Origin of the sequence: Anaerolinea thermophila UNI-1 (assembly GCF_000199675.1) — a bacterium.
GTDB classification, from domain to species: domain Bacteria; phylum Chloroflexota; class Anaerolineae; order Anaerolineales; family Anaerolineaceae; genus Anaerolinea; species Anaerolinea thermophila.
Genome location: NC_014960.1, coordinates 1856591 through 1870778 on the forward strand (window position 1 = coordinate 1856591; position 14188 = coordinate 1870778).

The window sequence follows — 14188 nt, forward strand, 5'->3', positions numbered from 1 at the left end:
CGAACATGATAAAACAAGGCTGGTCAAATTGAGACCAGCCTTGTTTTTTATTTATTCCCTACCACTTTTCAGTAACATCTGATACGCCCCAACCCAGGGTGTCCCCAAGCGATGTTTGTCGGAAACCACCACTTTCATTAGTTTTCCCCCTACAAAGGCAGAGATTCGAGCAATCTCTGCCCAATCATCCCGCAAAACAGCATCCTGCATTTGTTTCCCGGAGTGTTTTGCCCATTCCCATTCCAACCGAAAACGATCCGCCTTTAACCAGTAACCTCGCTTTTCCCATGCTTCGACAGAAACATCAATAGTTTCCGAAATTTGAAGCAAAGCAAGGGAAATAAAGGAAGCAAGGTCGCGAGAAGTATCGTCTGGCTGGGTTTGCCGCATCAACGCCCGTAAAGCAAGAACTGTAGCCTTTGTCAGGCGTGTTCTTTCTCTACCGGCACTGTCTGGGTTAATCACCCGTCCCATTGAAACCTCCTTGTTGAAAATCCGGCTGGGATTATACCTTATTTCCCATCCCGCCTCTGAAACCCGGCAAAAAAGTGAATATGGTATAATTTTTGACGAGGGGAAGTGCTGGAACTGGCAGACAGGCATGACTTAGGATCATGTGCCGAAAGGCGTACGGGTTCAAGTCCCGTCTTCCCCATTAGAATGTATGGCTTTAGAAGCACCTAAATCTGTCGTATTTTACGAAATCAAGAGAGGGTTTTCAAACCCTCTCTTTTTTGGCGTGATTGGTTTTGGGAATTTTTGGGGTGGCTTTTGGCACAACCTTTATGGCTCCTCATTTTTTCAAAATTTTTTTAATTTGTGTCTAGCCTGGCAGGGTAGTCTAATGGGCTGTATAAACCATCCTTGCCAACCTGACACATTCGACTATAATTGCCTCTGCATTTGAGAAAGATATTCTCCTGTACACCAGGAGTACCATTGAAAATCTTTACAAAGAGGAAGGTAAGCCTTGAAACTCGAAATTCTCGATCGCGATGATCACCAGAAACAAATTGTTGCAGAATTCGACTCGGAAACGTTAGAAAAGTTCAAGCGCCAAGCAGCACGCAAAATTTCCGAACGAACAAAAATTCCTGGTTTCCGCCCGGGAAAGGCTCCTTACGAGATGGTTCGTCGCATTGTTGGCGATGGTGTGATCCTTGAAGAGGCCATTGAGATTCTGATAGATGAAGCATACCCAAAAATTCTGGATGAAACCAAAATCGAACCTTACGGGCCAGGAAAATTGGACGAAATCATCAGCATGGAGCCTCCCAAATTTTCTTTCCTGATTCCATTACAACCCGAAGTGGATTTGGGAAATTATCGTGAAATCCGGGAAGAATACACTCCGCCAGAGGTTGCTGACGAAGACGTGGAAAAAATTCTCAACCGTTTGCGCCGTCGCGCAGGCACCGCAGTTCCTGTAGAACGTCCTGCACAACAAGGCGATCTGGTTGCCATTAAGATGTCTGCTCATCTGATCAATCCGGAAGAAGGACAGGAGAAAATCCTCATCGAAGAGAACAATTTTGAAATGATTGCCGGTGTTTCTGAAGAGCATACTGATGAAGAAGGTTATGAATGGCCCTTCCCTGGCTTTGTACAGGAACTGATTGGGGTTTCCGCTGGAGAGAAGAAAGTTGTCAAACATACTTTCAGTGCGAGCGATTTTTCCGATGACCTTGCCGGGCAAGAAGCAGAATTTGTCTTTGAGGTGGAGAGCGTAAAAGAAATTGTCTTACCCGAACTGGATGACTCGTTTGCACACCTGATGGGCCCTTACGAAACCCTCGAAGCCCTTAAAAACGATATTCGCCAGCAACTGCTGAGCGGCAAGTTACAGGAATATCAACGGAATTACGTTGACAGGGTCGTGGACCGCCTGGTCGAAGGGGCTACCGTAAAGTATCCTCCCGTCATGGTTGAAGACGAGGTAGAACATTTGTTACGACATCTTGAGGAAGACTTGGGGAAACAGCAAATGGATCTGGAGGCTTACCTCAAAGCGCGGCAAATAACACGCGAAGAACTGATTGAGAAGGAAATCCGCCCTGCTGCTGAAGCCAATGTTAAGAGGAATCTGGTTCTGGAGGAATTTGCCCGCCAAGAACAGATTCAAATCAAGGCTTCCGAGATTCAAACCATCTACGATATTGCTCTGAATCAAGCGCGCACTGATAAAGAATTGCGGCAACTGGCAGGCAAGAGCATGAACACCAAACAACTTGCCGATACCATGGCGCGGATGAGCATTAATGAAATTTTCAATCAGAGAATGATCAATCGCTTGCACGCTATCGCTACCGGAAAAGCCGATGAACAGCCGGAAGCAACCGAGGAGGGATCTCCATCAGAGGAAATCGGGACAACAGATACCACAGAATCTCTGGAACCCTCTGATGAAGCAAAGGCGGACGCCAGCCAACCGCAAGCGTGACCTGTTGAGAAATTTTAGGAGGTTGTATGTCCATTCCTGATTTTCGCTCGGTCATCCCGATGGTGATTGAGTCCTCAGCACGTGGAGAACGTGCTTATGACATTTACTCTCTTTTGTTGAAAGAGCGCATCGTCTTTGTGGGCACTCCCATTGACGATCAAATTGCCAACCTAATTGTGGCACAATTGCTTTTCCTGAGTCGGGAAGATCCTGAAAAGGATATTCAGATGTACATCAATTGTCCGGGCGGCTTAATCTATGCAGGGATGGCAATCTACGATACCATGCAGATGATCCCAAACCGTATCAGCACAGTTGCTGTAGGGGTTACAGCCTCCTTTGGAACGGTACTTCTTGCCGCTGGTTCAAAAGGGCAACGCTATGCCCTTCCTCATGCAACCATTCACATGCACCAGCCTTTGGGTGGCGCTCAGGGTCAAGCATCGGACATCGAAATTCAAGCCCGCGAAATCCTGCGCCTGAAATCTCAACTGAATCAAATTTTGTCTCAATGCACCGGACAACCTATGGATGTCATTGAGCGTGATACGGAGCGGGATTTCTACATGGACTCTTACCAGGCAGTGGAGTATGGGCTTGTAGACAAAGTGCTTGAGCCTCCTACAAAGTAAGGCTTCAATTTTTTACTATCACCTTTCTCACCAAGCCGGATTAGATTAAAATCCGGCTTGGCGTTTGATTATGACTGCAGGTAAAAAAAATGAGAGAAATTCGTGGATTAATCCTTGATATGGATGGGGTTTTATGGAGGGGTAAAGAACCTCTTCTAGACATTCAAAAGTTTTTTGACCAGATTCAGGAACTGGGGCTTAAAGTTGTATTGGCAACCAATAATGCAACAAAGAGCGTCGACCAATATCTGGAGAAACTATCCCGTTATGGTATCTCACTTCAACCACAGCAAATTGTCAACTCTGCCATGTCGGCAGCATATTATCTTAAGAGACGTTTTCCGCACGGAGGCCCTGTTTTTGTTGTTGGGGAACAAGGACTCATCGATACGCTTCAGGAAGCGGGATTTTACCCCGCCGAGGAAAACGTCCTCGCCGTTGTGGCTGGGTTAGATCGAACACTGAACTACCCTAAACTCTCTCAGGCTTCATTACTGATTCGTAAAGGCGCCCTATTTGTTGGCACAAACCCCGATAAAACTTTTCCTTCACCGCAGGGATTGACACCAGGGGCTGGTGCAGTTCTGGCATTTCTGGAAACCGGAAGTGGGGTTAAACCGGTGATTACTGGAAAACCTGAACCCTATTTATTTGAACTTGCCCTGGAGAGAATGTGTCTGGAACCTTCCCATGTCCTGACGGTAGGCGATCGCTTGGACACAGATATTTTAGGCGCCCAAAGGACTGGCTGTCAAACCGCGGCAGTACTTACCGGAGTCTCCTCCCTGGAAGAAATTCAAGCCTGGAATCCGCCGGTAGACTTAATTCTGGAAAATCTTGTGGACTTAATTCCGTTTTTAAGAAATGGATAGAGAGATAACGATGAGCGAACGGCCTCTCATTTATGACTTTGATCTTGAAGACCTGCAAAATATCCTCGTGGCTTGGGGAGAACCCCCTTTCCGTGCAAAACAAGTTTGGGAAGGACTCTACCACTCTTTCTGGAACTCCCCGGAAGAGTTTACTCACTTACCTAAAACCTTAAGAAACCGCCTTGCCGAGGAATTTTCTTTTTCTCATCTTTCGCCTATTCAGACTTATGCCTCCGAGGACGGTGAAACCTCCAAAACGCTTTTCCATCTTCCTGACAACCGCTCCATCGAAACCGTATTGATGCGCTATAAAGAACGTCGCACCCTGTGTATATCTACGCAATCAGGTTGTGCCATGGGTTGCGTATTTTGCGCCACCGGACAGATGGGTTTTGGAAGACACCTCTCCAGTGGAGAAATAGTCGAACAGGTCATTTATTTTGCCCGCCTGTTACGAAAGACTAACGAGGTGGTTACGAATGTTGTTGTCATGGGAATGGGCGAACCTTTTCATAATTACGAGAACACACTGAAAGCCATAGCCCGCTTGAATCATCCGGAGGGATTCAACCTTGGAGCACGCCGATTCACTATATCCACGGTTGGGCTCGTTCCAATGATCGAACGATTTGCTCAGGAAAACCATCAGATTAATCTGGCAATTAGTCTCCATGCGGCAAATGATACATTGCGTTCCAGTTTGTTACCTGTGAATAAAAAATATCCCATTTCAGACTTGATGCGTGCCGTGCGCCAATATGTGGCTCAAACCGGCAGAAGGGTCACCTTTGAGTGGGCACTGATTCGAGATATAAATGATTCCCCTGAACACGCCCGTGAACTTGCCTCACTGTTGAAAGGCTTGCTATGCCATGTCAACGTGATTCCACTCAACCCGACCCAAAAATATCATGGAAAGGCTACTACACGCGAAAGAGCCGAAGCCTTTTGCAGTATTTTGCAAAAGGCTGGCATTCCGGCAACCATTCGTCTCCGACGGGGTATTGATATCCAAGCCGGATGCGGTCAATTAGCCACCCAACACACTCAAACTCTGGAAGGATGATATAATCTTGCACCTATGGCAGACCTGTTTTCTAAATGGAAAAATGGACTGGAAAAAACCCGAAAAGCGGCATTCGGTCGAATCGCAACGTTGTTTGGGGCAACTCAAATTAACACCGAAACCTGGGAAGAATTAGAAGCCATTCTGGTTCAAGCCGATTTAGGGATAGAGACCACAGAAGAAATTATTCAAGCCCTCAAGCAGCATGTTGTTCAGGAAGGACTGACACGAACAGAAGAACTTCAACATGCATTGCGCGAAGTGCTCATTCAACGACTTGACCCCACCCCTGTGGTGGATTTTTCTTATCAAAAACCGGCTATTATTCTGCTGGTCGGTGTAAATGGTTCAGGTAAAACCACAACCGCTGCCAAACTGGGATGGCAGTTTTCCCGCGCGGGGAAAACCGTCCTGCTTGCCGCCGCCGATACATTTCGCGCCGCGGCTGTGGATCAACTTCAGGTGTGGGGGGAACGGCTTGGTTTACCCGTGATTGCGGGGCAACCCAATGCAGACCCTGCCGCCGTTGCATTTGATGCTATTCAATCAGCCATCTCTAAAAAAATTGATATTGTTCTGGTAGATACAGCGGGACGTCTCCATACCCGTTATAACCTGATGGAGGAATTAAAGAAAATCCATCGCGTTGTAGGCAAAGCCTTACCCGGTGCCCCACATGCTGTATGGCTGGTTCTAGATGCCACCACAGGACAAAACGCCCTGCAACAAGCAAAGGCATTTAAGGAGGCTGTTCAGGTCACAGGTATCATTTTAAGCAAACTGGATTCGTCTGCGCGTGGTGGAATGGCGTTCGCTATTCAAGAGAGTCTTGGCTTGCCGATACTCTACGCGGGTTTAGGAGAAAAACCCGAGGACTTACAGGTCTTTGACCGTGAAGCATTTGTCAATGGGATTTTGGAGAAAAACGGAAAATAGGAGGTATTTCCATGCAGGATTTAGTGAATCGTTACCAGCAATGTCTTAGCCGCACTCTTGAACTCAAGGAGCATCTTTGACTTATCCAGCCGTGAAATGTTGCTGGAACAACTGCAAAAAGAGGCTGAGAATCCAGGTATTTGGGATGACCCTACCAGTGCCCAACGGCTGATGAAACGGATTGCCGATTTAAGGGAAGAAATCGAAGGCTGGAACCAATTTCTCAAACGTTGTCAGGATGGTCTGGAACTTGCAGAAAGTGAAGATGAAAGTCTGCGAGAGGATCTGGAAAAAGAAATTTCTGCGCTTGAGAAAGAATTACAACAAAGAGAATTAACCACCCTCTTAAGCGGGCCATACGACCACGAAAACGCCTTACTCACGATTAATGCCGGCGCAGGAGGAACAGACTCGCAGGATTGGGCATCCATGCTTATGCGAATGTATCTGCGCTGGTGTGAACGCCGGGGGTTTGATTCCGAAATTCTGGATTTCTCAGAAGGCGAAGAAGCCGGGATTAAATCGGTAACCATTGCAGTAACCGGGCCTTATGCGTATGGATACCTGCGAGGAGAAAAAGGTGTTCACCGCCTTGTACGCCTGTCTCCCTTTGATGCAGCACACCGCCGACATACTTCATTTGCGCAGGTGGAAGTACTGCCCGAAATTTCTAACGGTGATAATGAGATTCAGATCAATCCAGATGACTTGAGAATTGACATCTATCGTTCTTCAAGCGCAGGTGGCCAAAACGTTCAAAAAAATGCTACGGCCGTACGAATTACCCATATTCCTACAGGCATTGTCGTATCCTGCCAGAACGAACGTTCGCAAATGCAAAACCGTGAAAATGCTATGCGGGTATTACGTGCACGGCTGGCAGAACTGAAACGACAGGAACAGGAACGTCAACTGGCAGAATTACGCGGAGAATATATCAAAGCAGAATGGGGCAGTCAGATACGCTCCTATGTCCTTCATCCTTACCAACTGGTGAAGGATCATCGTACGGAATATGAGACCGGTAATACGCAGGCTGTACTGGATGGCGAATTGGATGGTTTCATTGAAGCGTATTTGCGAAGTCAGAAAACAAAATCGGGGGGGCTTTGAGTTTTATGACAGCGCCGCCAGAAAGCGGCGCTTTTTTATGACACTCAATCCTGGAAGTTGGGTCAATCTTCAGTACATTCTCTCATTGTGCCCTGATAAAATTTCATTTGTAATCCCAATTCCACCCGGCAAAACATCACTGAAAAATTATGAATACCTATCGAATTGATAAGCATCCTATTCTTCCAATTCCGGAACGTAAAACTATCACAGTTTTCTGGGAAGGGAATCCACTTCCTGCCCATGAAGGAGAAACCATCTCCGCCGCGCTGATTGCAAACGGCATTCATGTATTTGGCTACCATCCCCGCGACCACTCTCCGCAGGGGATTTTTTGTGCTAATGGGCAATGCGCCCAATGCATGGTACTGGCAAACGAGCGTCCGGTAAAAGCCTGCATGACTCTGGTACAGCCTAACATGCAAATCAAACCTCTGAATGGGCTACCCGCTCTCCCCGTAGAAACAAAACCACCCGTAACAAGAGAGATTCCCCGTCTTCACATTCCCGTCCTGATCATTGGGGGAGGTCCAGCAGGGTTGTCGGCGGGAATTGAACTGGGAAAACAGGGGGTTGAAACCCTTTTGATTGATGACAAACACCGTTTAGGTGGGAAACTGGTTCTGCAAACTCACCGCTTCTTTGGTTCTACCCAAGCGGTCTACGCCGGTACTCGGGGAATAGACATTGCAACACGGTTGGAAAATGAATTGTCTCAATACCCAACGGTGAAGGTCTGGCTAGAGAGTACCGCACTAGCCGTTTTCAGCGATTATTACGTAGGGATTTGGAAAAATGGCACACAATACGTCCTGGTACGCCCGGATATCTTGCTGGTAGCCACTGGCGCGCGCGAAAAATTCCTGGCTTTTCCGGGAAACACCCTGCCTGGTGTTTATGGGGCAGGTGCATTTCAAACCCTGGTTAATCGAGACCTTGTCCGCCCAGCCGAAAGACTGTTTATTGTTGGAGGAGGAAATGTAGGCTTAATTGCCGGCTATCATGCTCTTCAAGCGGGGATTACTGTCGTTGGGCTGGCAGAAGCCATGCCTGAAGTAGGTGGGTACAAAGTTCACCGAGATAAATTGGCACGAATGGGAGTGCCGATTTACACCTCACACACTATCCTTAGCGCCAATGGCAACCAGAAAGTTGAATCTGTCACCATCGCTCAGGTCAATGAGAAATTTCAACCCATTCCCGGCACAGAAAAAACTTTCCCATGCGATAGCATTCTCATTGCGGTTGGACTAGACCCGGTCAACGAGTTTTACATCAAAGCCAAAGAGTTTGGAATGAAAGCCTTCGTTGCAGGAGATGCCGAAGAAATTGCCGAAGCCTCAGCAGCGATTTACTCCGGAAAGATCGCCGGGCTCTCCATTTTGAAGGAAATCACCCAATCTATTGAGCCAATCCCGGAGGCATGGTTTCAAGCCGCAGAGATCCTGAAGTCTCGGCCCGGCAAGAATGTTTCTGAAGCAATACCAGATATTCCAGATGGTGTAATGCCCATTATTCACTGCACTCAAGAGATTCCCTGCAATCCATGTTCCACCCTCTGTACCAAAGGACTGATTTTTATTCCTCAAGAGGACATCCGCAGTGTACCGGTGTTCATGGGTGACTCTCACAGTTGCAGTTTTTGCTTGCGCTGTGTCTCAGGTTGTCCAGGTCTGGCAATCACTGTAGTGGATTACCGTGCGGACCCACAACACCCCCGAATTGCGATTCCTTACGAGTTCAATCGGGAATTACTAAAGAAAGGTGACAAGGTTATCCTGATGAGCACAGAGGGTGAGGAATTGGGTACTTCAAATGTGCAAAACATCGTTTCTCTCAAGGATAACGACCGAACCCTGGTTGTTCTTGTCCAGGCACCCCGCGAAATTGCGCCAAAGGTAGCTGGAATCCGCATTCAACCTCAGGAAATATGCAAGGTAGAAACAAATTACACTCATACAGTAGCCGACGAAACGATTGTGTGCCGGTGTGAAAGGGTGAGTGCCGGAGAAATTCGCGCATTAATTCGAGAAGGATATCGCGACATCAATGAAATTAAAGCCACTACCAGAGCAGGTATGGGAGCCTGTGGTTCCAAGACATGTTCTCCGCTCATACTTCGTATTTTCCGTGAGGAAGGAATCCCATTGAATGAAATTACCCTTTCTTCCAAACGTCCCCTGTTTGTGGAAGTCCCTTTAGGGCTTTTTGCTGGGACTCATAGAGAAGAAACTCAGGAGGAAAGCCATGAATAACGCTTCTACTCATTACGATGTCATTGTCATTGGAGCGGGTTCGGTAGGCACTCCTACAGCACTCTCCCTGGCGAAAGCCGGCTTAAAAGTACTGGTTCTGGATGCCTTACCTTCTGCAGGACAGGGCTCCAACAAACACGCCATTGGAGGAATTCGAGCAACCCATTCTGACCCGGCAAAAATTCGCCTGTGTTTGCGAAGTATCGAAATATTCTCCACATGGAAAGAGATTTACGGAGACGATATTGAGTGGCATAAAGGGGGATATGTTTTTGTAGCGTACCGAGAGCAGGAAGAACGTACCCTCAAAGAGCTCTTACGAAAACAACAATCCTATGGATTAAATATTTCCTGGCTCGACGCCAATGATTTGGTTAAATTGATACCTTACCTCAACAGAGAAGGGCTGATTGGCGGTACGTATTCTCCAGATGATGGCAGTGCTTCTCCGCTCTTATCCATACACGCCTTTTACAAACATGCGCGGCAATATGGTGCAGAATTCCATTTCAACGAACCCGTGATGGAAATGATTGTGCGGGGGGGGAAGATTCAAGGGGTGAAGACCACCAAAGGAACCTATAATGCAAAGGTGGTTGTGAATGCTGCTGGGGCGTGGGCAAAATCCCTGGGGAATCTGGTGGGATTAACAATTCCTGTTCAACCTGACTCTCATGAAGCAGCCATTACCGAACCAGTCCAACGCCTGTTTGACCCCATGGTTGTGGACATTCGTCCCGCTAAAGGATCGGCAAACTTTTATTTCTATCAGCACAAAACGGGGCAAATCCTCTTTTGCATCACACCAAGTCCAAATATTTGGGGATTCGATACCCGGGAGACCAGTTCCTTTCTCCCAATGGTATCCAAGCGAATCGTTGAAGTCATGCCCAGTCTGCAACACATTCGGGTCAGAAGAACCTGGCGAGGGCTTTATCCAATGACTCCAGATGGCTTTCCAATTGTTGGCTGGTCAAAAGAGGTAGAAGGTTTTCTATTGGCTGTAGGCATGTGCGGGCAGGGATATATGTTAGGTCCGGGGTTAGGAGAACTGCTTACCAGAATGGTCATCCAATCACCCTTGCCACAGGATGATGAAATTCTCTCTATCCTATCCCCATATAGAGAATTTGCCGGGCAAGAAAAACTTAAGTAATGCGAGAGCCGACCTGTCAAAGCCGGGTACAATCCCGGCTTTTTTTCTAAATGGCTTTGTTTTCCCTTGCATTGAGACAGTCAGAGAGAGTATGATATTTATCAGTCCGAAACACAGGCGCGAGGCACAATTGTTATGACACTAGAGTCTTTGCTCAATCAATTGCCGGAAAGTTACTCTGCTGCAGACCGTGAGATGATCTGTAAGGCATATCAATTGGCAGAGAAAGCCCATGAAGGGCAAAAGCGCCTTTCCGGTGAGCCATACATCACTCACTGTGAAGCAGTAGCGGCGATTCTAGCAGATATTCGCGTGCCTCCCACCTTGGTGATAGCAGGGTTGTTACATGATACTGTTGAAGACACCCCGATAACCCTTGAAGACATCCGCCGGGAGTTCGGAGACGAAATTGCCAAACTGGTTGATGGAGTCACCAAACTCACCCATCTCCCCAGAGTATCCAGAGATGACCAGTATGCCTCGGAAGTCGAAGAGTACGGACTGGCTCTTGAAACAACCGAAGATACTCGAAGAAAACAACTGGCACAAGAGACTTTAAGAAAAACGTTCCTGGCCATGGGGGAAGATATTCGGGTGGTCTTAATCAAACTGGCTGACCGCCTGCACAACATGCGCACACTGGGTTACATGCCAGAAAATAAACGCCGACGGATTGCTCAGGAAACCCTGGATATTTTTGCCCCACTGGCAAACCGTCTGGGAATCTGGCAAATCAAATGGGAACTCGAAGACCTGGCTTTTCGGTATGTTAATCCCGAAAAATACAAAGAAATTGCCGAACTATTAGCCCAGAAAAGGGCTGATCGCGAAAAACAAATCCAGGAAATCATCTCGCGCTTGAGAACGATTTTGGAGCAAGCGGGCATTCAAGCAGAAATCACCGGCCGCCCAAAACACATTTACTCCATCTATAAGAAAATGGTAGAAAAGTCGCGTTCTTTCGACTCACTGATGGACTTAAGGGGCGTACGGCTGATTGTCCCTACGACTCAGGATTGTTATGCAGCGCTGGGAATCATTCATACCCACTGGCGGCCCATTCCCCATGAGTTTGATGATTATATTGCCGCACCTAAAGATAATAATTATCAATCCCTCCATACTGCCGTGATTTATGACGACGGCAAACCCCTGGAAGTGCAAATTCGCACGCCTGAGATGGACCAAAATGCCGAATATGGCATCGCCGCACACTGGCGCTACAAAGAAAAACATGGGAAATTGGAAGAAGATTACGAACAACGGGTAAATTTGCTCCGCCGATTAATGGATTGGCGCCAAGAGGTTACAGATGCCGCTGAGTTTATGGATGGCGTGCGAACCGATGTTTTTAAGGATCGGGTATATGTCTTCACCCCCAAGGGAGACATTATTGACTTACCACAGGGTTCTACCCCGATTGATTTTGCCTATCACGTACATACGGAAATTGGCCACCGCTGTCGGGGAGCAAAAGTTAATGGGAAACTGGTCACCCTGGATTATGAATTAAAAACCGGTGACCAAGTGGAGATTCTGACTGCCAAGCATGGTGGGCCTAGCCGAGATTGGCTAAATCCGAATTTAGGTTTGACAAAAACCCAACGCGCCAGAGCAAAAATCCGTGCATGGTTCAAGTGGCAGGATCGGGAACAGAATCTCAACCATGGAAAAAGTATTCTGGATCGGGAATTACGCCGGCTTGGGCTGGAGATTGATCCGCAAAAGTTAGCCGAAGCCTTCAACATGAAAACTCCCGAGGACTTGTACGTAGCAATTGGTTGCGGGGATATTTCTCTAGGAAAAATTGTCAATAAACTGGTGGATTTTGGGAAAGAAAAGATTACCGATCCCCTCCTTGCGCCAACCATCCAACAGGAAAGCAAATCAGCCTCTGCTGCCACGGTAACAGTATTGGGTCTGAAAGGAATTTTGACCTCTTTCGCAAAGTGCTGTAAACCCATTCCCGGGGATGATATTATTGGTTACATTACCCGAGGGCGAGGTGTAACCATTCATCGACAAGACTGCCCGAACGTTCTACGCCTCAGTGAGCGGGAGCGATTGATTAAGGTATCATGGGGAACAGCGCCCAAGACATATCCTATTCCGGTAGAGATTAAAGCCTATGATCGACAGGGTTTAATGGGAGATATTTCTCAAGTTCTTGCGGAAGAAAACATCAATATTCTCGACGTGAATCTGAAAGTAAGTCATCACATAGCCACGATTCATCTCACCCTGGAGATTGGGGATATTGCACAATTAAGTCGGGTACTGACCCGGATTGAGAACCTTCCGAATGTTACCGAAGCCCACCGTGTAAAACCTGGATAAAAGGAATTGAATGATGAATTCACTGATCTCGGTACAAGAAGCCCAGGAACGCATTCTGCGTTTCTTTGATACCCTCCCCATAGAAACAATTGCATTAGAAAACGCGCTTGGTTTGGTGCTTGCAGAAGACATCCATGCCCCTTTTGATCTACCTCCCTTCACCAGCTCCAGCATGGATGGTTTTGCCTTACGCTCCGAAGATATTCGCACTGCATCCCCAGAAAATCCTGTCACCTTAAGAGTTATTCAGGATATCCCCGCTGGAACATTCCCGAATATCCCTGTTCTTCCAGGTGAAGCTGCGCGAATCATGACAGGCGCCCCTATACCCATGGGCGTAGATTGCGTAGTACCAGTTGAAAATACAAATGCATTTAATCTAAAGGGAACAGGGCTACCCGATACAGTACAAATTGTGTCTCCAGTTGCTCCCGGGCAATACTTGCGCCCTAAAGGGCAAGATCTTCAAACGGGAGATGTTGTCCTTCGTGCTGGCACACAAATTACTCCTCAAGATATTGGTCTCCTGGCTTCAATGGGCAAAACAGAAGTGAGGGTTTATCCCCGTCCTCAAGTAATCCTCTTCTCTTCCGGGAATGAAATCGTCCCTCCAGCATCTCCTTTAGAACCCGGGAAAATCTATGACTCCAATCTTCCGATGCTCACAGCCATGCTTAAAGCCAATGGCGCTGTGGCCGTCCCATTAGGAACTTTAAGGGACGATCCGCAAGAAATTTTGAAATCTCTAGAACGCGCAACCCAACAAAAACCTGCTTTTATTCTGACCTCGGCGGGGGTTTCGGTAGGTACATATGATTTTGTGCGAAAGGTGGTCGAAGAAAACGGCTCTCTGGATTTCTGGCGAGTCAATATGCGCCCCGGCAAACCCCTTGCCTTTGGTTTTTTCCGAGATGTTCCATTCATAGGCTTGCCCGGCAACCCTGTATCTTCCTTTGTGGGGTTTACGGTTTTTGTAATCCCTGTGCTCCGCAAGTTAATGGGCTTTCCTCCTTCACCCCCTCCCACTTTTACTGCCATCCTCGAAGAAAACGTTGAATCAGACGGCAGAGAAAGTTATTTACGGGGAAACGTAATATTCACTCCAACGGGTTATCGAGCACACTTAGAAGGGCATCAGGGGTCAGGAAATCTTGCCTCCCTGTCCAAAGCAAATGCTTTACTGATTCTGCCCTCTGGGGTAAAATCTCTCCCCGCTGGAACAGAGGTAAAATTTTGGTTCATTCGGTAAAAATTCATGTAGAATTAGCCGAGATTTTGGAATAATCGGTTTAATCTAAAGCATTCTCTTGCTGAATCCCCAAGGAAAAGTGGGGAGATAAGCCAAAAAGAAAAATTTATTACCTTGGAGGGTTAAAAATCT

General features: G+C 47.3%; 11 protein-coding genes and 1 tRNA gene. 11 read left to right on the forward strand and 1 reads right to left on the reverse strand.

Going from position 1 to position 14188, the window contains the following annotated elements; translation table 11 throughout:
* Positions 1-51: 51 nt before the first annotated feature.
* Positions 52-474 (reverse strand): hypothetical protein, encoded by a 423-nt coding sequence (locus ANT_RS08315; protein WP_013560064.1) that lies wholly within the window; start codon positions 472-474, stop codon positions 52-54.
* 99 nt (positions 475-573) lie between these two features.
* Between ANT_RS08315 and ANT_RS08320 the strand changes: the two genes are divergently transcribed.
* The 11 genes from ANT_RS08320 to ANT_RS08370 all read left to right on the forward strand — a co-directional run bounded on the left by ANT_RS08320 (position 574) and on the right by ANT_RS08370 (position 14056).
* Positions 574-655: transfer RNA gene (locus ANT_RS08320), tRNA-Leu, on the forward strand.
* A gap of 315 nt (positions 656-970) precedes the next feature.
* Entirely contained in the window at positions 971-2440 is a 1470-nt protein-coding gene (gene tig / locus ANT_RS08325) for a trigger factor (protein ID WP_013560065.1), read from the forward strand.
* A 26-nt stretch (positions 2441-2466) separates the two neighbouring features.
* The gene (locus ANT_RS08330; RefSeq protein ID WP_013560066.1) at positions 2467-3072 is read left to right on the forward strand and encodes an ATP-dependent Clp protease proteolytic subunit; all 606 of its coding nucleotides are present in this window, start codon (positions 2467-2469) and stop codon (positions 3070-3072) included.
* An 89-nt stretch (positions 3073-3161) separates the two neighbouring features.
* Positions 3162-3944, forward strand: coding sequence for an HAD-IIA family hydrolase (locus ANT_RS08335; protein ID WP_013560067.1), 783 nt, complete (start codon positions 3162-3164; stop codon positions 3942-3944).
* A 10-nt stretch (positions 3945-3954) separates the two neighbouring features.
* The gene (rlmN, locus tag ANT_RS08340; RefSeq protein ID WP_155818071.1) at positions 3955-5010 is read left to right on the forward strand and encodes a dual-specificity RNA methyltransferase RlmN; all 1056 of its coding nucleotides are present in this window, start codon (positions 3955-3957) and stop codon (positions 5008-5010) included.
* 15 nt (positions 5011-5025) lie between these two features.
* Complete coding sequence (gene ftsY / locus ANT_RS08345) at positions 5026-5946, forward strand: signal recognition particle-docking protein FtsY (protein ID WP_013560069.1); 921 nt, start codon at positions 5026-5028, stop codon at positions 5944-5946.
* Positions 5947-5957: 11 nt separating this feature from the next.
* Positions 5958-7059 (forward strand): peptide chain release factor 2 gene (prfB, locus tag ANT_RS08350; protein ID WP_231854256.1). Its coding sequence is split into 2 segments (ribosomal slippage): positions 5958-6023 and positions 6025-7059, totalling 1101 coding nucleotides; the frame shifts between segments, so codons are not numbered across the junction.
* 149 nt (positions 7060-7208) lie between these two features.
* On the forward strand, positions 7209-9314 hold the full coding sequence (locus tag ANT_RS16290) for an FAD-dependent oxidoreductase (RefSeq protein WP_013560071.1): 2106 nt from the start codon (positions 7209-7211) through the stop codon (positions 9312-9314).
* Complete coding sequence (locus tag ANT_RS08360; RefSeq protein ID WP_013560072.1) at positions 9307-10470, forward strand: NAD(P)/FAD-dependent oxidoreductase; 1164 nt, start codon at positions 9307-9309, stop codon at positions 10468-10470. The genes ANT_RS16290 and ANT_RS08360 overlap by 8 nt, the downstream gene beginning before the upstream one ends.
* Positions 10471-10605: 135 nt before the next feature.
* Positions 10606-12807: a RelA/SpoT family protein gene (locus tag ANT_RS08365; protein WP_013560073.1), complete on the forward strand. Its 2202-nt coding sequence runs from the start codon at positions 10606-10608 to the stop codon at positions 12805-12807.
* Between the two features lie 10 nt (positions 12808-12817).
* Entirely contained in the window at positions 12818-14056 is a 1239-nt protein-coding gene (locus ANT_RS08370; RefSeq protein ID WP_013560074.1) for a molybdopterin molybdotransferase MoeA, read from the forward strand.
* The last annotated feature ends 132 nt before the right edge of the window (positions 14057-14188 follow it).